Genomic DNA, 22,343 nt, shown 5'->3' on the forward strand with positions numbered 1-22,343 from the left:
GCAACTTTGGGGGCAGCATATTGCTGCCCGGGCAGCCAGCGAGAGGATGGTAAATGACGGTGCTCTGCCCTGATTTTAAGCAGGTAAGCTGTTCGGGAGGAGGCATAAAAGGCATTCGGAAACCTGCAATACCAGAGGCCTGCACTACTAAAAGTGCGCTACCCTGTTCAGCTGCTTATCCCGGTAGCGTGCCTTCGCGTAGAGGCTACGTATGCGCTACCTCTCCCTCGACCTCGAAACCTCCGGCAGCAACCCACAGCGCCACCAGATATTGGAGCTGGCTGCCGTGGTGGAAGACACCAGGCAGCTGCGGCCGTTGGCAGAACTGCCCGCCTTTCGGCGCGTAGTGCGCCACCCGGAGTACACAGGCACGGCCGGTGCCCTGGCCCTGAATGCCCGCCTGCTGGCGGAGCTGGCCCGAAAGGAGCCCAACCCGGAGCTATGCACGCCGGAGGAACTGCTACCCCAGCTGCGGGAGTTCCTGCTGGCGCACGGCTTCAAAACCGATAAGCACGACTGCGTGGCCGTCACAATGGCCGGCAAAAACATTGCGGTGTTCGACCTAAGGTTTCTGCGGGAGCTGCCGGGCTATGGAACCCTGGTACGTGCCGAGCCCGCCATGCTCGACCCGGCAGCCTTCTACCTGAACTGGCACAAGGACACTCGTCTGCCTACCATGCAAACGTGTAAGGCCCGCGCCGGCTTCGAGGACGACACCGTAGCCCACGAGGCCCTGGCCGATGCCTTGGATGTGGTGCAGCTGCTCCGTCCGTTTTATGAGCTACCGGGGTATAAAATGGTAAAATAGTGAAGTGGTGAGTTTGGTGTTCTGGCCGCACGAATGGCACAAGCAGAACATCAAACTCACCACTTCACTATTTCACCATCTCGCTTCTACCAGTCACCGGAGGCACCGCCGCCGCCAAAGGAGCCGCCACCGAAGCCACCGAAGCCGCCGCCGCCCCCACCGCCGCCACCGCCGAAGCCGCCACCCCCAAAACCACCGCCACCCAGGATGATAGGCGGAATAAATCCGCCCCCGAAACCCCGGTTGCGGCGGCCGCCAAAGCCGCCTCCGCCACCACCCCCGCCGCGCATACGGGAAATGAGGATGATGATCAGAATGCCGAGTATCACCCAGAACATCCAGCCGGAGCCACTGCTGTCTTCATAGTCGCCGGTGGCGCGGGGCTCAGCCTTGTACTCGCCGCTGGCCAGCGCAATCAGGCGGGTGGTGGCCTCATCCAGACCGGTATAGTACTGGCCCGCCCGGAAATTGGGCACGATAACGTTGCTGATAACGCGCTTGGCCAGTGCATCGGGAATGGCACCCTCCAAGCCGTAGCCGGTTTGAATGGTCACTTTGTGCTCCACGTTGCTGACCAGGATCAGCAAGCCGTTATTTTTGCCTTTGCGCCCCACGCCCCAGCTTTCGCCCAGGCGCTGCGCGTAGTCGGCTACCTCGTAGCCGTCCAGCGTCTGCACCGTAACGATGGCAATCTGCGAGGAGGTAGAGTCGTTGTAGGCTACCAGTTTCTGCTCCAGCCGGGCTTCTTCGTCGGGGCTGAGCAGGCCGGCCAGGTCGTTGACTAGGCGCGCAGGAGAGGGCCGGGGTGGCAGATTCTGGCCCACAGCTGCCGAAGTAACCAGCAACCACAGAGCCAGCAGCGGCAGGCACCATGCCGTTGGCTTCAGCCGAAAAAACCTAAGAGTAGATACGGTCATTTGCGTGGCGCGGAGTCGCCAAACGAGATGGAGTCGTCGAGTTCGTTCTGGTCGGTGGTGGCATCGTAGGGGAAATACCGCTGTAGCTGCTCGCCCACCAGCTGGATGCCTTTCTCCAGGCCCACCACAAACTTGTTGAGCCGGAAATTGTCGAGCACTATTTCCTTAGTGCTTTCCCAGAAGTCATCGGGCACGGCGGCGTTGATGCCGGCGTCGCCAATCACGGCAAACTGCCGCGAGTCCCAGGCCACGTAGAACAGCACCCCGTTGCGCTGCGCGGTGTGCTGCATGTTGAGCTGGGCAAAAACCTGCGCGGCGCGGTCCAGTGGCTCGGGAGTAGGGCACTGGTTTTCCAGATGCACGCGAATTTCCCCGGAAGTGCGCACCTCAGCCTGCCGGATGGCGGCTATGAGCGAAGCTTCCTGCTGGGGCGTGAGCGGGTTGGTCATGGGTGGTTGGGGGCTTAGGGGCTCTGGGACTTGGGGACTTGGTTGAGGTTCTGAAAAACCGCGTTTGGAATCTTCTTTGAACACAACCAAGTCCCTAAGTCCCAAAGTCCCCTTAAACCAGATTAAAACTGTACCGTGGGAGCTTTCTGAGCACTGGCATCGGCCTCGAAGTAAGGCTTCTCGGCGAAGCCAAACATGCCGGCAAAAAGATTGTTCGGGAACGACTTGATGTAGCCGTTGTAGTCGTTGGTGACGGTGTTGAACTTCTGGCGCTCCACGTTGATGCGGTTTTCGGTGCCTTCAATCTGGGCCTGCAGCTCCTGGAAGTTGGCGTTGGCTTTCAGATCAGGATAGTTTTCCGAAACGGCCAGCAGGCGGCCCAGCCCGGCCGAAACCTGGCTTTGAGCTTCCTGGAATTTCTTGATGTTTTCGGGCGTCAGCTGGTCGGAGTTCACCTGCACGCTGGTGGCCTTGGCACGCGCTTCAATCACCTCCGTCAGCGTCGATTTCTCGAAGTTGGCGGCGCCTTTTACGGTATTTACCAGGTTCGGAATCAGGTCGGAGCGGCGCTGGTAGCTGTTCTGCACGTTGGCCCACTGGGCTTTTACGGCCTGATCTTTCTGCACCATGGAGTTGTAGCCGCAGGAAGTCTGGCTGAGCATAATCACCAGACCGGCAAAGTAGAGAAGGAAACGTTTCATAGAAGAAGTTGGAAAAAGGAAGTGAGGGAGAGAGAAAACAAGAGGAAAACTGCTGAGCCGAAGGGGCGGTTATACGAGGCGGTACGGCGGAGCTTGGTCAACCAAACCTATGGAAGAAATCCTATATACACGTGCTGCCAGTACGAATTCGGGCGCCGCCGGTTGTATACAGGCTGGCCAAACCAATCGAATCTGTATTTTGCGAATCTATTCCTCGCCCGTTTTGGTATGAAAGCAGTTATTCCCGTTGCTGGTATCGGCACCCGCCTGCGCCCTCACACGCACACCCAGCCCAAGTCGCTGGTGCCCGTGGCGGGCACCACCATCCTGGGTCACATCATCGACCGGCTCCAGGCCGCGGGCATCGAGGAGTTTGTGTTCATCATCGGCTACTTGGGCGAGAAAGTGGAGCGCTACGTGCGCCGCCAGTACCCGGCGCTGCAGGCTACGTTTGTGGTGCAGGAGCCGCGGGAGGGCATCGGTCACGCCCTGTGGCTGGCCCGCGACACGTTCCGCCACGACGAGGGCGTGCTTATCCTGCTCGGCGATACTATCGTGGACATCGACCTGGCGCAGCTGCTGCGCACGCCCGGCACGGTGCTGGCCGTGAAGGAAGTGAAGACTCCTACGATGTTTGGGCTGGTGGAAACCGGCGCCGGCGGCCGCGTAACCAAGGTGGTGGAGAAGCCCAAGATTCCGAAGTCCAACTACGCTATGGTGGGCCTCTACAAGATTGCCAACCCGGAAGGACTGGCCCAGGCCCTGGAGCAGATCATCGACGAAGATCAGCGCACCCACGGCGAGTTTCAACTGACTGATGCCCTTATGCGCATGATTCAGCAAGGTGAGGCCATCACGACCACGCCGGTAGACAACTGGTTTGACTGCGGCCGCAAGGAAACCCTGCTCGAAGCCAACGCCCGCCTGCTCAACCGCCCCGAGTTTCTGGGCCGCCGCGAGTACCCCGAGTTTCCGGATACCATCATTATCCCGCCCGTCAGCATCGGCCGCGACTGTCAGATTTCGCACGCCATCATTGGCCCCAACGTGGCCATCGGCGACCGGACCATCGTACGGAACACCATCCTCAGCGACGCCATTATTGGCTCCTACTCCGAGCTGCGCTCCGCCGTGCTGCACGACTGCATCGTGGGCTCCGACGCTTCGTTCCGCGGGATGAACCACAGCCTCAACATCGGCGACAACACGGAAATAGACTACAGCTAACGGCTATTTAGTGGTGCAGGGATGAACGACGAATTCAAGTTTCAAGCGAAAGCGGAGTCAGAAGGCAAGGTGCTGGCCCTGGGTGGCCGCATCTGCGACTGGCTTCCGATCCTGGATACGCCGGCGGTGCGCTCGACAGAGGAGGTAAAGGGCCGAATGAGCGTGCTGAACGCGCTGATCAATATTTCCTTTCAGGCCCCGGTAGGCATTATCCGTGACTGGCTTGCCGAGCAGGATTTGCTCGTGTTTTTGTCAGCAGAAGAGGAGCTTCTGCTCCGCAAAAGCAACGAAGAACTCACGGAGCAGGAGCTGATTAACCTGCGCTGGAGCCTGGAAAGCCTTTGGGCGATGATGTGGGCCACCGGCATGACGCCGGAGCTGGTGCCCACCAAATGGTGCGGCGACGATATGGCCGCTAGGCTGCCCAACCTGGAGGCGGGGGAGGATAACACAAAACTGGCGCGGGTGCAGCAACTGCGGCCCATTGAGGAGCTGTACCGCATGCTGGACTATTATTATCGACTGCACTGGTACTGCGTGGATGAGCGCCTGCAGGGGCGCGAGGCGCTGGTATCGGAGAGCCTGGTGTATGAGCGCCGTAAAGGCCTGGAGTGGATTTTCAACCGGGCTCAAGACTGGGACGACGTGGAAATGAGCACGTAGCGGCTATGAAAGCGTGGGCCGGTAACTAAATTTCTGCCACTCGCCTCGCCGGCGCACAACCTTCCGCCGGGCTTGGCAGTACGCGGGGTTGCGGCTTCGGCCGCCAACCTGTACTTTGGCCCGATGCGAAAACCCACTTTGCTTACCCTGCTGCCGGCCGTGGCAGCCACCTTGCTGCTCACTGGCTGCTATTCCCGGGAAGACATCAAATCGGAAGGCGGCACTGCCACTACGCCCGCCGAAGTGCCGCCTACGGAAGTGCCCGGGGCCGTAGCGTCCAAAAATACCGCTGCGCCCAGCGAAGCTAGCAATGCGCCACTCGCGCAGGTGAACGTGTTTCTGGAAGTGTCGGGGTCGATGGAAGGGTTTATGCCCAAGCCCGGTGGTGGGGCCGAGAATACCCGGTTTCAGCAGCACGTGGCCCAATTTCTGTCGGATGTAAACCGCAGCACGGCCGTCCAGCAAAAGCAGTTCTTCCGCATCAAGGAAAAGCCTTACCGCGACTCGTACCAGCAGCTCTCGGGTACAGTGCGTGGGGGTATTCAGGAGCCGGCCAAGAGCACGGATATTCCCTCGGTGCTCGATACGCTGGTGAGCCGCTATTACCAGCCCGGCTCCGTGAGCGTACTGATTTCGGACTTTATCTACTCTCCGAAAAACGCCGGCGCCATTCCCTACATCAAAACCGATATTACCGACGCCCTGAACCGCGCCGGCCGCTCCGACTTGGCCGTGTCGGTCTACGGCTTCACCTCCGACTTCAAGGGCGCCTTTTACCCGGCCCTGAAAACCGCCGGGGCCAAGCGTGCCAGCTGCTGCGACACCGATATTCCCTACTACTTCTGGGTGCTGGGCCCCGCCGACGCCGTGCGCCGCTTCGATGCCGCCCTACTCAGCAAGCAGTCGGCCGAGCAGGCGCACTTTGGGGTTACGTATCCGGTACCTGCGTCGTCGTTGCTGAGCAAATTCCAGAACCAGGGCAGCTGGTACTACGGGGATGAAGGCGCCAGCAAGCGAGCCGCAGGGGCTTCCTACCACACCATTACGGTAGCCGAAGCCTCTGCCGCGCAGCCGGTGGAGTTTGTGCTGGGTCTGAACTTGAAAGCCTTGCCGGCTTTGTACCAAGACGTGGCCTACCTTAAGCAAAATCTCCAACTCATCGGCCAGGACACTGACGCCAAAATCACCCAGGTGTTTGCGGCCACCGAACAGACTCGCGCCAGCAGCGGCCCTGAGTCCGGCTACACCCACTTTGTGAAAGTGCGCCTCACGCGTCTGGGCAAAGCGGCCCGGCCCCTGCAAGTGGTACTGAATGACCGGCGGCCGGCCTGGGTAAATCAGTGGACCACCAAAAACGACAGCAACCCCAATCAGAGCGGCGCCAAGACGTTTGCCCTCAGTTCGTTGGTAGATGGGGTACAGGCCGTAACCACCGGTGAGCAGGACGCCCAACCCATCTTTCGTATCGACCTGACTCTGCAGCCGGCCCGGTAATTTCCCCGCCGCAACCGCGCTGCGTACACTATATGCGGCCTTTTGCCGTTTCATCCTCCCCGCGTACCTCTCTTCTAACTTATTCCCGCGTTTCCCTCAGCTTCTATGAAAGCACTGTTTCAGACCATCTACGAACTCATCGGCCAGCCCCAGCCGCCCGCCGATACGCCCGTGTACCGCGACGTTATCTTTCCCAACCTGGGGCTGCTGAACTGGGGCCTTTCTCTGGCGCTGGTGCTGCTGTTTTACCTAGGCATCAACCGCGCTATGGGCGTGGCTACTTTCAATAAGGGACGCCACTGGGGCATTTTCCTGGCACTGAACGCGGTGCTGGCTTTCGTTATCACCCTCTGGCAAACCAGCGCCCAGCAGGCTACCCAGCACAGCTACATCTACTGGCTGGCCACTTGGAACGCGGTGCTGAGCATGCTCTGGTTTTTCCTGTTCTCCCTGCTGCTCAAGCGCACCTCCACCAACGCCAGCACCACCCCGTTTTAGTATTGAGTATTGGGTATTGAGTCGTGAGTTGGCATGAGCCAATGTTGCTGTAAACTCAATCCCATTTCTACATACTCAATACCCAATACTCATTACTTCTCATGGCTAAACTGTTTTTATTTGGCATCGGCGGCACGGGTTCCCGCGTGATTCGCTCCCTGACCATGCTACTGGCCTCGGGCGTAGAGCTGCCCAACTGCGACCGGGTGGTGCCCATCATCATCGACCCCGACGCACACAACGGCGACATGAACCGCACGGTGGCGTTGCTGCAAAGCTACCAGCAGGTACACCGCCGCCTGGGACAGCAAGAGGAAGGCTTCTTCAAAACCGACATCAGCACGCTGAGCAATATTTCGGCCGATGCCAATGGCGGCGTAAAGGACACCTTCATCTTCGACTTCGGCGGCATCAATCAGAGCTTCCGCCAGTACCTGCACTACGACCAGCTTTCCGTGGACTCCAAGGCTATGGTGGAGCTGCTCTTCACCCAGGATAACCTGGAAAGCCCGCTCACCATCGGCTTCCGCGGCTCGCCCAACGTGGGCTCTGTGGTGCTGAATAAGGTAGTGGAAAGCCCGGAAATGCGGTTTTTCGCCGACAATTTCCAGGAAGGTGACCGGGTGTTTTTCGTATCGAGCATCTTTGGTGGGACCGGGGCGGCTGGTTTCCCGCTGCTGCTCAAGAACCTGAAAGACTCGAATACCCGCCTCAGCAACGCCCGCTACCTGCGCGAGGCGCTGACCGGTGCCGTGACGGTGATGCCCTATTTCGCGCTGCAGAGCGAGGAAAATCAGGTTATCGACTCCAACAACTTCCTGACCAAGACTAAGGCGGCGCTTAGCTACTACGAACACAACCTGCCGGGCCTGGACGCGCTGTACTACCTCGCCGACACGCCCGATACGCCCTACGACAACCAGCCTGGCGGTACCCAGCAGAAAAACAAAGCTCACCTGATCGAGCTGCTGGCCGCCCTCAGCATCGTGGACTTTATGCAGTACTCCGATGCCGAGCTGCGCAGCGGCGCGCCCCACTTCCACGAATATGGCCTGGGTGGCGACTCGATGGAGGTGCAGTTTGGCCACCTGCCCGACGAAACCCGCGAACTGGTAGCCAAGCACCTCACGCAGATGCTGTATTTCTCGCGCTACCACAAGCAGCACCTGCCCACTGATAAGGCGCCTTACCACGACAACCTGAAGCTGGACTATGCCCTGCGCAACGAGCCCATCTTCCGGGAGCTGAACAACCTGCTGCACAGCCCCGAGTTCGGGATAGACCAGTGGCTCCAGGAACTTTCCCAGAACCGCCGCGCCTTTCGCCCCTTCGACCTGAACACCGACGACTTCAACGCCATGATTGCTGGCAAGCCCGTGGAAAAGAAGTGGAACGACTTCTTCAACAAAGGCCTTAGCCACAACTGGCTGCTCGATAACCTCAACAAAGCCGACAAGTCCATCAACGAGCCCGACAACTTTAAGAAGCTGCTGGCCCTGTTCTACGATGTAACCGACAAGGCCTTCGAGGAGAAGGTGAAAGTGGTGTAAGCGTTAGCCGCTAGGCCGTCATGCTGAGCGCAGTCGAAGCATCTCTACCGCTTCGTTTAAATGACTTTTACTCTTGAAAATGAAAGTAGGTGGGTATAAGCGGCTCAAGGAACAAAGCAACGGTCTTGCTTTCTCTACACTTACTACTACTCTCAAACTCTTAGAGAAAGATGGTAAGCCTGAATTAGCCCAGCGCATTGCCGATATCCTCGCAGACGAAGAAATCGACAAGCCAAGTCAGCATGATAATCAGAACAAGCACGCTAGTTTCTGCTATGTCAGTCTTCCTGATGAGGATATTGAAAGCATCATTTCAATGCTCTGCGGCTTAGAGGTAAATGCACTTGACAACGAATATCAAACAACTGCTTCTGCCTCGTTCTACGCGTCATTACTAGATAACTGGAACGACTTACTTCTTCAACAAAGCGGTAGAGATGCTTCGACAAGCTCAGCATGACGCGCTCTTGATTTCTGACTTTCTTCTCCCGCCGCCCCACCGCTTTTCTACTGCGGTTCCATTAACCAAGCAAACTCAGAATGGCTAAAGTCCTTCGCCTGCACAATAACGGTTCCCAGCAAGTTCAAGGCTGGCAGAAAACTGCCCCCGTCACCAGTACTGAAATCAACACCGTAACCGACCCCACCGGCGGTAAGGCCCGTAACCTGGCAATCAGCATCCCGACGCCGTTTGCGCGGATGCACCTGTTTGAAACGGCGTTTGATTTCCTGGCCCGCGAAGGGCAGCGCAACCCCGGCTCGGTGTACCACGAGTTGGTGACGCACTACTGGGACTTGCTGGAGCTGCTTTACAACTTCCACCTCTACTCCCAGGCTGGCCGCAAAATCACGCTGCGCCGTTGGAACACAGAGGCCGAAATCCGGAAGATGCGCAGCGAGGAAGGCACCCGTCTGCTGGGCGAAACCCTGCAGCTGTTCTTCCAGGACCAGCGCTTCCAGGGCTTCTCCGACATGTACCTCATCTTCTATGAGTCGCCGGAGCTGGCGGGCGGTCCGCGCCTGCTGGGGGGCACCTCGCCGCTCACCCTGCTGTTTACCGGCCCGGCCGTGAAGCCGCTGGATCTGGAGCGTCCGCAGGCCCGGGGGCATTACTTTGATGGGCAGACCGTCTTGCTGGAGCAACGCGACCCGCAGTTTCAGGAGTTTGTGTACGAGCTGTTTCTGGCCTATCCACAGCTGCGCGGCCGCGAGTTTGCCGGCAGCGTATATGCCGCCCTCGACCGCACCCGCATCAACCAAATGCAGATGCAGGGTGACCGGACAGCCCAGCAGTACCAGAGCCGCTTCCCGGCGTTGCCCGATGCTCAGGGCAACCTGGTAACCGTAAAAGGCGTGCCGCTGCCCGGCCGCGCCGACCAGTCGGCCGTGACCAGCTCCGACCTGTTCATTCAGCCCACGCGTGAAGCCGGCACCGGCCGTCCGCGCCCGTTGGTGTTGCGCCCGAATCTGACCATGGCCGGGGCCAACTACCTCAACGGCCAGCCCTGGGATGACCGCACACCCGTGCCCTACCACGATGAGCTGGCGCTGGAAAGCCGCGTGCTGCCCGGCAAAGGCTTCAAGTACCCTTATTTGACCGTTGGGGACTTCCTGGAAGATTCTCTGGTAGAGCTGCCTTACGAGTTAAATACCCAGCGCTACCATACCGGCAAAGTTACGTTCCAGTACGGGGCTGATGGGCAGGGGCGGGCCCGTTTTCCCTACCTGCTGCCGTTGCGTCAGGCCTTCTTTGAGTACTTCACGGAGCACGAACTGGCCGAGCTGCTTACCTTCACCATCGACCTGAACCACGTGCGCGTGCAGCTGCGGGTGCCGGTGCAGGGTGGCCGCTTCATCACCTTCGAGCGCAGCTACTATACCAACCCGCAGAACCCGAAAGACGCGCAGGGTCGCGAAATTCTGGAAAAAGGCCGCATTGTACGGGCCAACGTGGGCGTGGGCATTTTCCCGTTCTACGTGTTCCGCCAGCAGCCTGAGTACAACGACCTGTACAAGGTGATGCTGGTGGATGCCGACAACTCGCCTACCATGCTGCAGCGCCGCTACGAGCTGGCCTTCTTTGCCGGTGGGGAGCGGATAACCGACCAGGGTGCCGCCCGCCGCGCTACCCGCCAGGAGCGGACTACCAAAAGCGTGGCCAGCGCCGGCAGCACCTACTACGAAATTACCGGCACCCACTTCGATATTGCCGAGCTTACCTGCCCGCCCGCCGTGCTGGGAGCTGCCCCGGCCCGGGGCCTGGTAGTGCCGCGCTGGCGTGAGCTGGAGCGCGGTACCCGTCGCTTCACCTTCGCCGTGGACTTTGGCACCACCAACACCCACATTGCCTACGCCGACAGCCCCCGGGCGCATCCGCGTCCCTTCACCATTGGCGAGGCCGACGTGCAAGTGGAGTGGCTGCACGCCCCGCTGCCCGATGCTGGGCAGTCGGCTACGCAGCGCTACCGCTCAGGTGCCGGGCAACTGCAGAGTGATGTGGCTACGCTCCAAACCCGCGAGTTTGTGCCCAGCTTTATTGGCGAAGGCGGCTCCGCGTATGAGTTTCCGATCCGAACGGCCGTGTGCGAAACCTTGAGCTTCGCCAACGAGCCGGCCAAGGTGCTCAGCAACATCAACGTGGGCTTCAGCATTAACACCGAAACCCTTTCGGAGCTGCCCCAGAACCGCTTTGTGACCAACCTGAAGTGGTCGGCGGAGCTGGACCCGCAGGGCGTGTCGCGCATTGAGGCCTTCTTCAAGGAAATGCTGCTGCTGATGCGCCACAAGGCGGCTTTGCACGGCGGTATTCTGGAAGATACCCGTGTGGTGTGGTTTGCCCCGCTGAGCTTTGACGGGTTCCTGCGTAACCAGTTCCAGCAGGTGTGGGACGAGAAATTCCAGGAGGTGTTCAAGGTGCGCCGCTCCACCATCTGCCTCACCGAGTCGGTGGCGCCGTACTACTACCTCACGGCCACCAATCAGGTAGTACCCAACCGCGACGAAAACGTCATCAACATCGACATCGGCGGCGGCACCACCGACTTGCTGGTGTTTGCCGAGCAGCATCCGGCCTTCAGCACCTCGTTCCGCTTTGCCGGCGACGACCTGTGGGGCGACGGGTACGCCCGCGTGCAGGGGGCGCCCAAGCAAAACGGCCTGCTGCGCTTGGGTGTGGCCCATGCCGAAAGCCTGCCCGACTCGGAGCAGAACCAGGAGTATAAAGGCTACCTGAACGCAGCCCTGCGCAACGCCGACTTCGGCTCGGCCGACGTGACCTCACTGCTGTTTAAGTACGACGATGCCCTGCGTTTCTCGCAGGCGTTGGGTCTGGGCAAAGGGCGGCAGTTGCGGGTGCTGTTCTACCTGCACTACACCAGCATCATTTATCATACTGCCCAACTGGTGCAGCACCTCGGCCTGAAAACGCCGCGTTACCTCTGCTTCTCCGGCAAAGGCAGCCTGTACCTGCGCTTGCTGGCCGGAGGCAGTAACCTGGGGGCTATTGAGAAGATTACGAAAGCCATTTTCCAGGCCGTAACCGGCACCGAGCCGCCGCATAACTTTCGTGTGATTCTGGCCGACAACCCCAAGGAAGCCACCACTAACGGCGGCGTGCTCTACGAAGACGGGGCCTCCACCGCCGACTACGACCGGATCAAGCCCGTGAAGTTCACCGGCGCGCCAGACTCGGGCGAAATCGGGCAGCGCCGCCTCAAGCTGGCCCAGGTAGATGCTGATCTGAAAACGCAGGTGCTCGACAATGTGCGCAACTTCCTCACGCTAGTGCTGGAAGGCGACGAAGTAGCGCCTTATATGCGCGAAGTGGGCGTGGACGTGGACCGGCAGCGCGTGAAAGACATTCTACTCCGTGAAATCGAGGACAGCCTGAGCCTGGGTCTGCACCAGTTCCAGCGCCTCTTGTCGGCCGACGAAACCTTGCCGGAAACCCTGTTCTTCCTCCCCCTGAAACAAGCGCTGTACAACCTGAGCCGAGAGTTGCAGAGTCCAAATGCATAGCAGACCAAGAAATAGGGACTATTTGTTTTTGATAGACACTTTCAGGTGGTTGCCGGATTACTCTGTGGTTCTCTTTTATCATGTAAGCAATGATGAAGGGCTATTAGATAATCTGCTAAGCATAGGCTATTCTGTTTTAGGGCAGGAAGAAACGTACTTGGTTTCTTTGACGAATCGTGAGAAGCTTATTGAGGCACTAACACACGAAGACGCTATTTACAGCTTCCATAAGACTGAGGTATACACTGGCAAGAAGTGCGTATTTCTGACGGAAGACTGCATGGAAGTAGCTTATTTTTCCAATATCCTAGTCGTTCCTCAGGCGTTTGTAAATGCATATTCTCTGAAAGAATACAGAGATATGTGGACTTATGAGAGCGACTAAGTGTAATAAGAACCATTCCCCACCAGATGCTTAGCCGCCCAATGAACTTTACCTTGCGCTTACTTACCTTCTCCACCAGCCTGCTTCTCCTAGCGGCAGCCAGCAGCCACGCTCAAACGGCCCTCGGGCAGCCCACGCTCGACGAGCAGAAAGTGCAGATCTGGTGCGCTACCATTAAGTTTGTGTACGACGACACCGGCCGGCCCAACCTCAAAAACTCCCTGCGCTGCGGCGACGGACTAAAGGAGTTTGCCAGCAGCATTAAAGCCGACAGCCAGCGGGTGTACAGTGCGCTGTACCAGCCGCTGGAAGGTCGGGGCGTGATGTACAAAGGGTTGAGCTCGGACAAGGCGCGGGTGCAGAAGCTGGCTACGGAAATCATCAACCGGCTGAAGTCCTCACCGGCCCGGCGAGGCAACCCGGCCCGGATGCAGGCCGTGGAAGCCCTGGCAACTCAGCTGAACGGCTACGTGCAGAACGGCACCCCGCCCACCGATGTAGCTGCTTCGGCCGCTGAAGCAGCTCCCGACACCACGATGACAGAGGACGCGGCTGCCCCGGTAGGGGAGGAGCTTACCTCAGATAATACAGTAACCGCCGCGCCCGCCCGCAGTGGGAGCGGGGAAAGCCTGATGAGCAAGTTCTTTGCCCCGCTAGCGCTGATTGTGTCGTTGCTGAGCCTGTTTCTGTACGTGCTCATGCGCCGCAGCCTCGATGGATTTCAGAAGGAGTTGAGCAGCCGCATCGATAAGCGCCGGGACGAAATTCAGGCCCTGCAAACCAGTCCCGGCACGAGTAGTGGCTCAACCCCGGCCCGCCTCACGCCCGAGCTGCGCCAGCAGATTGAGCAGTTAGTGCAGCAGCGCGTGGCCGAGGAACTGGGCAAGCGCCCGGTTGCTGCCGCGCCCGCCGCTACGGCGGTGCGGCCGAACCCCGGCCAGGGCCAGCCGCAGCCCCGGCCGGTGGAAAAGCCTCGGTCGGCGCCGGCTCCTGCGCCAATGCCCAAGCCAGCGCCCGCCCCGGCTGCCGAAGCTCCGGCACCAACTGCTACTCCGTTTACAAATATCAGCGAGGCTCCTTCCGCCTACGATGCTGCGGCCGCCTCAACAAATACTCCGACGCCGGACAGTCGGGATGAGTTCGACAGCCTGGTACCGACGGTGCAGCTGCCGACGCCGGAGCGTCCCGCCGCGCCTGGCCCGGCCTTGCGCTACGTGAAGGTGCCCGTGAATGGCGGCTTCAGCGAGTACGACCTCTCGGACCAGCCCCAGCACGACAGCATCTACCAAATCAGCCTCAACCCCCAGAACCCCGACACGGCCACGTTCCGCGTGAATCCGAATCCGGCCGTGCATGCCTACGCTATTCAGAGCGCCCAGTATTCCTTGCGTGAGGCCTGCCGCTACCAGCAGCCCAGCGGCTCGGTGTCGCGCATCGTCACGGAGGAAGATGGCACCCTCCGCCGCGTAGGCAGCGCCTGGCAGATCGAGCAGAAAGCGGCTATTCGGTTTGAGTAAAGCCCTAAGGCTTAATTTATGAAAGTAAGAGAGGTTGGTAGATACTACGAACTACCCATTGTTGGCTTAGAAGTCAATAGTGTCCAGTTTACTGGTTTGCCACGGCTTATTTTCAATGATGCAGAGAAGAGCTACTTAGATATTCACGGTCCGTTTGTGTTAACGCGTTACGGTCAGGAAAGCCAGCTTAAACCTAGAAGCAAAGAAGCCTGGTCCGTGTGGTATGACCTGTTTCAGGTAGAGGTGAAGTCGGCGCTAGCAGATAGGGTAGGTAACTTGTTCCTGGTTTTTATAAATGGCTGGGAGCTTCGGGTGGAGGATGGCCCGTATGAAAACTGGCATTATACCAAAAGGAACGTTCATAATGTCAGGGAGGCGCTGACTATGCATGGTGGGGTAGGGTGCACTAGCATCTTCTAATATTATATCAGCAGGAGAGTCGACTGCTATCTTACTTCGAGTTGTGTAGCTTCGTAGCACTATGCTGGAAATCATTCTCGAACTGGTCGTTGTACTGGTTGTAGTGGGCTTGCAGGTACGCGAGTTCCTGCAGACGCGTGCCCGCGCCCGGCGGCTGGAGTTGCTTTATCCCGAGCGAACTGCCCTGCGCGTGGAGCGCCGCCTCGTTACGCCCGACGGCCGCGACCTGCCCGACTACGCCGCCGACGCCCCCGCCGATGCCTACCTGGCCGATCTGCTGAAAGCCGAGCCCGCCACCGAGGACTTTCGCGACATCCTGCTGGATACCAACGACTACCTGCGCCACAACAAAGGTGCAGCGGCCGACTTCGACATTCTGAAGGACATTTCGGAGCGCCGCTCCGAGGTGCTCGAAACCGACGCGCAGTCGGGTATGGCCACGCCGCTGTACCTGGGGCTGCTGGGCACGTTTCTGGGCGTGATTCTAGGCCTGGTAGGCATTGCTCGCAATGGGGTTTCGGATGAGGATGCCCTGCGGCCTTTCCTTACGGGCGTACTCATCGCCATGACGGGCTCCTTCGTGGGGCTGCTGCTTACGCTGCTAGGCCAAGGCCTGGTGCGCCGCGCCCGCCAGCGTGTAGATGAGCGCCAGAACCAGTACTACACCTTCCTGCAGGTGAAGCTGCTGCCGGTGCTGCACGCCGATATGGCCGGCTCGCTCACCAACCTCAAGTCGGTGCTCGATGCCTTCAACCAGCAGTTTGTGGGGCAGATTGAGCTGTTCAACCCCTTGATGCAGAAGGTAACGGAGAACATCCGGGTGCAAAGCGAGTTTCTGGAGCGCCTCGATACCATCGGTTACGACAAGATGGCGGCGGCCAATATTGCCGTGTTCGAAAAGGTCCGGGAGTCGGCCGAAATGTTCAGTCAGTTCACCGGCTACCAGCAGAAGCTGAACCAGATGCTGGCCGAGGGCACCAATACGGCCCACAGCGTGGCCGGCATTCTAGACCGTCTGCGCGGCTTTGAGCGGGGCATCAACGACCTGGGCCAGTACATCGGCCAGAACGACAACCTCATCCAGCACCAGCTCGACTTCTTCCAGCGCCATCAAAAGGAAATGGATGCCCTGCGCAGCCGCACCGAGCAATACTTCGACCAAGCCAGCCTTTCCTTGACTGACCTGATGCAGAAGCGCCTGCAGTACCACGAGCGCGACGCCCAGCAGGCCTACGAAAAGTGGGGCGAGTACTTCCAGCGTATCAACCAGGACAACGTATTTGAGCGCATCATGCGCCAGCTCGACCCGCTGAAGAGTGTGGATGCCAACCAGCAGGCCCTGAGCCGCGACGTAACGGCTACCCAGCGCGAGCTGCTCCGCAAAGTAGAGCTGGACTCTCAGATTCAGGCCAAGCTTCTGTCGGAGCTGTCGAACCTAAATACGGTGCTGGTAAAGGCCACCTCCAAAAACCGTTTCCAGCGGTTTTTGGATAAGCTATTCGGTGGCGTGCAGCCTCAGTAGTCAATACAGTAGAAGAGCGTCATGCTGAGCTTGTCGAAGCATCTCTACCGCTTCGTTGGATTACCACCATGACGAAGCGGTAGAGATGCTTCGACAAGCTCAGCATAGCTCCGCTTTAATAACTCATTATGAGCAACTCCTCCAAAAGCCAGGTCTGCATCCCCCTCTGGCTTAGCTGTGCATTACTACTGTTTTTGTTGGCAGGAGTAAGGACGAAAATCTACGCGCAACAGAATGAGATAATCATGCTCGAAATTCCAGCCCAGTACCGCAAGCTATCCACTGAAGAAATCATAAAGCGCCTGCTCATTCGCCCTAGGCTCAGTAAAGCCCAGCATGTCTCCACTACTGATGCGGCTTTGGTTTCCTTGGCGGTATGTGGTGGTAATGGTGTGTACTATTATGATAGTAGGGGAATTGGCAGAGCCGGTGTACAATATCAGGTAGTGACGAAGGTTGGCAATGATTTGCAGTACGTTAGGAGCGGCAAAAGCGTAGTTGCGCACCGACAGCTAATTGATATTTACTATTCTCAAACCCTTATCAGTGATAAATGCATCACGTTCGACAACTCTACCCCGTTGATAAAGCAAGTAACCAATCTAGTTGAACTCAATAAATAGCTAGGCAATCAACAATTCTTCAAGAATCAACCTTATTTCATGAACAACCCCTCCAAAAACCGCGAATCCAATGACTTCTTCTGGCCCAGCTACGTGGACCTGATGACGTCCTTGTTCGTGGTGATGCTGGTGCTGTTCGTGTACAGCTTCAAGCTCTTCAAAGACCGCGAAAAGGAGTTGAAGGAAGCCAACGGCGAGTTGCGCGCCAAAGCCATTGAGTTGGAGCAGATCCAGCGCATCCGGGAGTCGCTGCGGCGGCTGGAGGGGCGCTACTTCCGCTACGACGCCACTAATGAGCGCTACGAGCTGAAGCTGGACGTACAGTTCAAAGCCGGGCGTGATGAAATTCAGGAGCGCGACAAGCCGGCCCTACTGGCTGCCGGGCGCCTGCTCCAGAAGCAGCTGCGCAGCCTCAGCGCCAGCTCCCGCGCCCAGAACGTGCGTTACTTGGTGATAGTGGAGGGCATGGCCGCACGCTACCTCTATAACGAAGCCAGCAACCGCCGCGACGAGCAGTTTGCCTATCAGCTCAGCTACCGCCGCGCCCTCAATCTGCTTAACCTCTGGCGGCAGAATGGCCTGAATTTCAGTCAGGACAAAAGCATTGAGCTTATCATCGGGGGAAGCGGATTCTACGGCACCGGGCGCTATCCTTCCACGAAAGGGCAGGAAGAACGGAACAAACGCTTCCTGATTCAGGTAATCCCCAAAGTCGGGCGCATGCAGCGGCTGTAGCGGGGAGACGCCGGGCGCTTTAGCTTGCGGCTGTTACCTTGTAGCAATGCCTTTCCGCCCGGGTCGTTTCCGCCCTCTTTCCCACCGCCATGCCCACCCTTCTACGCTTACCGGCTTTGCTGATTTTTGGCGTGACTTCCCTGGCGGCCTGCACGGCCACGGGCCCGGACGCCACTTCAACCTCTTCCGCTGTGAATAATACCCGCCACCACGCGGCTGCTTACCCCGCCGCCCGCAAAAGCAACCATACCGACGACTACCACGGCACGCCCGTAACCGACCCCTACCACTGGCTGGAAGACCCCGACTCGCCCGAAACCAAAGCCTGGGTGACGGCCGAAAACAAGGTCACGTTTGATTATCTGGCCAGGATTCCGTTTCGGGACCAGATCCGGACGCGGCTGACGCAGATGTGGAACTACGAGCGGTACGGCGTACCCCAGCGTGAGGGCGACTACCTGTACTACCAGAAAAACGACGGGCTGCAAAACCAGGCGGTCCTGTACGTGCAGAAGGTAGGGGAGGAGAAAGAAGAAGTCTTGCTCGACCCCAACAAGCTTTCAGCCGACGGTACCACGGCCCTGGCCGGCACCTATTTCTCGCCCGACCACCGCTACCTGGCCTACGCTACCTCCGGCGGCGGCTCCGACTGGCAGAAGCTGCGCGTGCTGGACCTGCAAACCCGCCAGCCACTAACCGATGAGCTGGAATGGGTGAAGGTGTCGGGCGCGGCCTGGGCCGGCAACGGCTTCTACTACAGCCGCTACGATGCCCCCAAAGCCGGCGAAAGTCAGCTCTCTGGCAAAAACGAATTTCATAAGGTCTACTACCACCAGCTGGGCACTGCGCAAAGCGCCGATAAGCTGGTGTACGAGGACGCCAGAATGCCCCTGGGTTTCCGCTACGCCGGCACCACCGACGACGAGCGGTTCCTTATCATCTACCTTACCGATGGCAAGGCCGACGGCAACCGCCTGCTGGTGCGCGACCTGAGCAATGACAAGGAGGCCGGCCGCTTCCAGACCATCGGCACAACCTACGAGCACAACCATTCCGTGGTCGGGAACGTGGGGGGCAAGCTGCTGGTGCTTACCAACTATCAGGCGCCGCGCTACCGGCTGGTGCTGGTAGACCCTGCCAGGCCCCAGGAAAGCAACTGGCAGGACGTACTGCCCCAGACGGAGGACAAGCTGGAAGAAGTAGCGCAGGTAGGTGGCAAGCTCATAGCCACCTACCTGAAAGACGCCAGCAGCGCCGTGAAGGTGTACTCCGCGAAAGGCGAGTTTGAGCGCAACGTGGAGCTACCCGCCCTGGGTACGGCCAGCGGCTTCGGCGGCCGCCCCGATTCCCGGGAAGTGTACTACGCCTTCACCTCGTTCACGTATCCCACCACTATCTACCGCTACGATCTGGCCAGTGGCCAGAGCACCGTGTTTCGCCAGCCCAAAGTAGCCGTAAACCCCGACGACTACGTGGTGCGCCAGGTGTTCTATGCCAGCAAGGACAAGACGAAGATTCCGATGTTTATCGTGCATCGGAAAGGCCTGAAGCTGGACGGGCAGAACCCCACGTACCTTTATGGCTACGGCGGCTTCAACGTGTCGCTCACGCCCTCGTTCAGCATTGCGCGCATGCTGTGGCTTGAAAACGGTGGGGTGCTGGCCATTCCCAACCTGCGTGGGGGCGGCGAGTACGGCGAGGCCTGGCACCAGGCCGGCATGACGCCCCGCAAGCAAAACGTGTTCGACGACTTCATTGCCGCCGCCGAGTACCTGGCCATCCAGAGTTATACCACGCCCGAAAAGCTGGCTATTGCGGGCGGCTCCAATGGCGGCCTGCTGGTGGGCGCCACCATGACGCAGCGCCCCGATGTGGCCCGCGTGGCTTTTCCTGCCGTGGGCGTGATGGATATGCTGCGCTACCAGAAGTTTACCATTGGCTGGAACTGGGCGCCCGAGTACGGCACTTCCGACAACTACCACCAGTTTCAGAACCTGTATAAGTTCTCGCCTCTGCACAACCTGCGCGCCGGCGTGGAGTATCCGGCCACGCTCATCACCACCGCCGACCACGACGACCGGGTGGTGCCGGCGCACTCCTTCAAGTTTGCGGCCACCCTGCAGGCCGTGTATTCCGGCACCGAGCCTCAGCTCATCCGCATCGACGTAAACGCCGGCCACGGCGCCGGCAAAAGCACCAAGCTGCTGATAGACGAGTGGGCCGATATCTGGTCGTTTGCTTTCTACAACATGGGCCTCAACCCCTACGGCAAGCAAGCCAAGCTGGTGAAGTAGCCTCGTTTAGCCCGGTACACGTATAGGCGTTTCCGGGCAGCGTGTGTATCTTGCGGCCCCAAACCCCGAACGGCCCTGCCTTTTTTAGCTATATCCATGAAAAAAACGCTCTTGCTTGGTCTGCTGGCCGGCGCTTCCCTGACGCTCACGGTATCGTCGTGCAGCAACCCCGACTACAAGAAGGATGAGGACGTAACCGTGCAGCCCCTGCCGCCGCTGCCCGCCGAGGTTTCCGGGCAGGATTCGGCCACTGCCGCTGCTACTGCTGCCAAGCAGGAAATCAACGCCGTAAACGCCACGGAGGCCATCAAGAAAATGCAGCCGCAGATGTAGGCGCTGCCTGCTGTAGGCAACCCATGATGAGCAATGGCCCCGGAGGCTGTTGCTCATTTATTTTGGTAGGTAATTCCTCCAACGCTTTCCTTTGCCTGACGCCGGTTTGTCAGTTAATACCACACCCTTTACTCGTCACCGACTTATGATCATCCGCCGCGGCACCGAAGCCGACTTACCCCGCGTCCACGAGCTTATTGTTGAGCTGGCTGTGTTTGAGCGCGCACCCCAGGAAGTCACCAATACCCTGGAGGATATGCGCCGCGACGGGTTCGGCCCAGAGCCCATTTTCAGCTTCTTCGTGGCTGAGGCGCCAGAGCAGGGTATTCTGGGTATTGCCCTGTACTACACGGCGTATTCCACCTGGAAAGGCCGGATGCTTTACCTCGAAGATCTGGTGGTGACGGAAGCAGCCCGGGGCACCGGCATTGGCAAGCTGCTGTTTGATGCCGTGGTAGCCGAAGCCCGCCGCAGCGGGGCGCACCGGCTGAAGTGGCAGGTACTCGAATGGAACGAGCCCGCCATCGGCTTCTACAAGAAAATAGGCGCCAACCTCGACCCCGAATGGCACAACGGCAATATGACGGCCGAGCAGCTGGCGGCCTACACCTGCCACCCGGAAGTGGAAGCCGCCGTGCAGGGTTAGCCATAGGGTACTCTCTAAGTAACGGGTTGCCAAAACGTACCGCCCGAAAACAGAAAAGCCACCTCCGAAGAGGCGGCTTTTCAAGCTAAGAGGCATACTGTGGAGTTAGTCCACAATTTCCAGCATGGTGCGGAAAGAGGCAAACCGGCCGCCAAAATGCTTCTCGATTTCCTGCCGCAGTGCCGGGGCAGCTACGTCCTGGTACTCCTCCAACTGCGCTAAGCTCACGCAGTAATACTGAGCCGCGTAGGTGATGCCGCCATCTTCCTCATTGAGGAGGCGGCAGAGCTGACTTTTCAGAAAGAAGCCGGTAGCCATTACCTCGGGCAGATGCGTGTCGCGCATGTAGGCAACCCACTGCTCTTCAATTTCCGGGTCGAGGCTGGTAGTTACGTTGTAAAGAATCATCGGGAAAATCAGCGAAGCGAGTGAATACGGCCAAAGAGGCAAGAAAGGCAGGTGGCCTTTCTTGCCCATAGGTTAGGCCAGCAACACAAAGTTCAGACAAAAAGTCCAGCTAACGGCCGCGACATGGCGGGTTTTCACACCCGCATCTTGTCGGGCACCACGTGGTCGATGCGCTCCTGGATAGCGGCGGGAGAAAGTTTCTCACGGATAGCCGCCTGCAGCAGCCCGGGCAGCTCGGCATCGGAGGCGTAGCGCAGGGCCGCTATCTGCTTAAAGGTGAGCTGCTGCTCGAAGGGCTGAAAACTGTCGCGGGTGATTTCAAAGTAACGCTGACGCATTTCCAGCCGGATAATGCGGTCCTGCAAGGTGAGGGCGTAGTGCTGGCGCATCATGATGAGCATGCCCAGCACAATGACGGCCCCGGCGGCCACGCAAAACCACAGGCGGGCATTGTTGTCATCGGTACCAGCTATGGCCGCGTAGCGCCGCCCGGCATAAAAGGCCATGACCAGTGCCGCCGGCAGCAGAATAAAGTGGTGCGGCACGTACCAGCGCACGGTAGGGCGGTTGGTGGGAGAAGAAGAAGGCATGGGTTGTGGCGGTGAAGAGCACTACTTGGTATCTGGCACACATACGCCGTGTGCCGGGGCGGAGCTACGCGGCGAGTGCCTGATGCTCCATTAACTGTACGCGTTAGGCGCGGGCCGCTTTCCTAGCTTCCTTAGCCCGCTGCTTTTCTTCTTTCATCAACACTTTGGCGGCCTTTTCGCGCTGGCGGTCGGCCTTGGCTACTTCCTGCTGACGGCGCAATTCCAGCTTCTGGTCTTTCAGCTGCTGCTTTTGCTCCTTCATAGCGCGCTTCTGGTCGCTGAGCTGCGCTTTCGAATCGTTTACGGCCGTGCGGGAAGCGGCGGATTCCTGCTTTTGGGTATTCAGAGCGCCTTGGGCGGCGGAGGCCCGGTTCTGTTGCTGCTGGAGCGTGAGCTGGGTTGAGTCAGTTACCGCAGGCGTGGTTTGGGCGTGGGCAACGGCAACACTGCACCAGGCAGCTGCCAGAAGCGCGACAAATAATTTCATGGCTACGGTCGAGTTCATAGGAGAATTCGCCTTTAGGTACGGCGCCCACCCCGCAGAGT

General features: G+C 59.0%; 22 protein-coding genes. 16 read left to right on the forward strand and 6 right to left on the reverse strand.

The window, feature by feature from the left end; genetic code table 11:
* The first annotated feature begins 211 nt into the window (after window positions 1–211).
* Entirely contained in the window at window positions 212–808 is a 597-nt protein-coding gene (locus I5L79_RS06355; RefSeq protein WP_196954194.1) for an exonuclease domain-containing protein, read from the forward strand.
* A gap of 86 nt (window positions 809–894) precedes the next feature.
* Here I5L79_RS06355 and I5L79_RS06360 read toward each other — a convergent pair whose 3' ends face one another.
* The 3 genes from I5L79_RS06360 to I5L79_RS06370 all read right to left on the reverse strand — a co-directional run bounded on the left by I5L79_RS06360 (window position 895) and on the right by I5L79_RS06370 (window position 2,875).
* On the reverse strand, window positions 895–1,725 hold the full coding sequence (locus I5L79_RS06360) for a TPM domain-containing protein (RefSeq protein WP_196954195.1): 831 nt from the start codon (window positions 1,723–1,725) through the stop codon (window positions 895–897).
* Window positions 1,722–2,174, reverse strand: coding sequence for a TPM domain-containing protein (locus tag I5L79_RS06365; protein ID WP_196954196.1), 453 nt, complete (start codon window positions 2,172–2,174; stop codon window positions 1,722–1,724). The genes I5L79_RS06360 and I5L79_RS06365 overlap by 4 nt, the downstream gene beginning before the upstream one ends.
* Window positions 2,175–2,296: 122 nt before the next feature.
* On the reverse strand, window positions 2,297–2,875 hold the full coding sequence (locus I5L79_RS06370) for a LemA family protein (RefSeq protein ID WP_196954197.1): 579 nt from the start codon (window positions 2,873–2,875) through the stop codon (window positions 2,297–2,299).
* Between the two features lie 228 nt (window positions 2,876–3,103).
* Between I5L79_RS06370 and I5L79_RS06375 the strand changes: the two genes are divergently transcribed.
* The 15 genes from I5L79_RS06375 (at window position 3,104) to I5L79_RS06445 (ending at window position 20,799) form a co-directional block, all read left to right on the forward strand.
* Window positions 3,104–4,102 (forward strand): sugar phosphate nucleotidyltransferase, encoded by a 999-nt coding sequence (locus I5L79_RS06375; protein ID WP_196954198.1) that lies wholly within the window; start codon window positions 3,104–3,106, stop codon window positions 4,100–4,102.
* A gap of 21 nt (window positions 4,103–4,123) precedes the next feature.
* On the forward strand, window positions 4,124–4,765 hold the full coding sequence (locus tag I5L79_RS06380) for a DUF4272 domain-containing protein (protein WP_196954199.1): 642 nt from the start codon (window positions 4,124–4,126) through the stop codon (window positions 4,763–4,765).
* A gap of 123 nt (window positions 4,766–4,888) precedes the next feature.
* A complete protein-coding gene (locus I5L79_RS06385) occupies window positions 4,889–6,259 on the forward strand; it encodes a hypothetical protein (protein ID WP_196954200.1) in 1,371 nt (456 codons plus the stop codon).
* Between the two features lie 105 nt (window positions 6,260–6,364).
* Entirely contained in the window at window positions 6,365–6,757 is a 393-nt protein-coding gene (locus I5L79_RS06390; RefSeq protein WP_149069572.1) for a hypothetical protein, read from the forward strand.
* 101 nt (window positions 6,758–6,858) lie between these two features.
* Complete coding sequence (locus I5L79_RS06395; RefSeq protein ID WP_196954201.1) at window positions 6,859–8,307, forward strand: hypothetical protein; 1,449 nt, start codon at window positions 6,859–6,861, stop codon at window positions 8,305–8,307.
* Window positions 8,308–8,380: 73 nt separating this feature from the next.
* Window positions 8,381–8,767: a hypothetical protein gene (locus I5L79_RS06400; RefSeq protein ID WP_196954202.1), complete on the forward strand. Its 387-nt coding sequence runs from the start codon at window positions 8,381–8,383 to the stop codon at window positions 8,765–8,767.
* Window positions 8,768–8,847: 80 nt separating this feature from the next.
* The gene (locus I5L79_RS06405; RefSeq protein ID WP_196954203.1) at window positions 8,848–12,324 is read left to right on the forward strand and encodes a hypothetical protein; all 3,477 of its coding nucleotides are present in this window, start codon (window positions 8,848–8,850) and stop codon (window positions 12,322–12,324) included.
* Between the two features lie 426 nt (window positions 12,325–12,750).
* Window positions 12,751–14,226 (forward strand): hypothetical protein, encoded by a 1,476-nt coding sequence (locus I5L79_RS06410; protein WP_196954204.1) that lies wholly within the window; start codon window positions 12,751–12,753, stop codon window positions 14,224–14,226.
* An 18-nt stretch (window positions 14,227–14,244) separates the two neighbouring features.
* The gene (locus I5L79_RS06415; protein WP_196954205.1) at window positions 14,245–14,646 is read left to right on the forward strand and encodes a DUF6188 family protein; all 402 of its coding nucleotides are present in this window, start codon (window positions 14,245–14,247) and stop codon (window positions 14,644–14,646) included.
* Between the two features lie 61 nt (window positions 14,647–14,707).
* On the forward strand, window positions 14,708–16,168 hold the full coding sequence (locus tag I5L79_RS06420) for a hypothetical protein (RefSeq protein ID WP_196954206.1): 1,461 nt from the start codon (window positions 14,708–14,710) through the stop codon (window positions 16,166–16,168).
* Between the two features lie 128 nt (window positions 16,169–16,296).
* Window positions 16,297–16,791: a hypothetical protein gene (locus I5L79_RS06425; protein WP_196954207.1), complete on the forward strand. Its 495-nt coding sequence runs from the start codon at window positions 16,297–16,299 to the stop codon at window positions 16,789–16,791.
* Between the two features lie 39 nt (window positions 16,792–16,830).
* Window positions 16,831–17,526, forward strand: a complete 696-nt coding sequence (locus I5L79_RS06430; protein WP_196954208.1) for a hypothetical protein — start codon at window positions 16,831–16,833, stop codon at window positions 17,524–17,526.
* 89 nt (window positions 17,527–17,615) lie between these two features.
* A complete protein-coding gene (locus tag I5L79_RS06435; protein ID WP_196954209.1) occupies window positions 17,616–19,820 on the forward strand; it encodes a prolyl oligopeptidase family serine peptidase in 2,205 nt (734 codons plus the stop codon).
* Between the two features lie 96 nt (window positions 19,821–19,916).
* Entirely contained in the window at window positions 19,917–20,153 is a 237-nt protein-coding gene (locus I5L79_RS06440; RefSeq protein ID WP_196954210.1) for a hypothetical protein, read from the forward strand.
* Between the two features lie 145 nt (window positions 20,154–20,298).
* Window positions 20,299–20,799, forward strand: a complete 501-nt coding sequence (locus I5L79_RS06445; protein ID WP_196954211.1) for a GNAT family N-acetyltransferase — start codon at window positions 20,299–20,301, stop codon at window positions 20,797–20,799.
* Between the two features lie 105 nt (window positions 20,800–20,904).
* Here I5L79_RS06445 and I5L79_RS06450 read toward each other — a convergent pair whose 3' ends face one another.
* From I5L79_RS06450 to I5L79_RS06460, 3 genes are all read right to left on the reverse strand, one after another.
* Window positions 20,905–21,207: a DUF4286 family protein gene (locus I5L79_RS06450; RefSeq protein ID WP_196954212.1), complete on the reverse strand. Its 303-nt coding sequence runs from the start codon at window positions 21,205–21,207 to the stop codon at window positions 20,905–20,907.
* Between the two features lie 134 nt (window positions 21,208–21,341).
* A complete protein-coding gene (locus I5L79_RS06455) occupies window positions 21,342–21,797 on the reverse strand; it encodes a DUF6526 family protein (RefSeq protein WP_196954213.1) in 456 nt (151 codons plus the stop codon).
* A 103-nt stretch (window positions 21,798–21,900) separates the two neighbouring features.
* Window positions 21,901–22,302 (reverse strand): hypothetical protein, encoded by a 402-nt coding sequence (locus I5L79_RS06460; protein ID WP_196954214.1) that lies wholly within the window; start codon window positions 22,300–22,302, stop codon window positions 21,901–21,903.
* Between the last annotated feature and the right edge of the window lie 41 nt (window positions 22,303–22,343).

This window comes from Hymenobacter guriensis (assembly GCF_015773195.1).
GTDB classification, from domain to species: Bacteria; Bacteroidota; Bacteroidia; order Cytophagales; family Hymenobacteraceae; genus Hymenobacter; species Hymenobacter guriensis.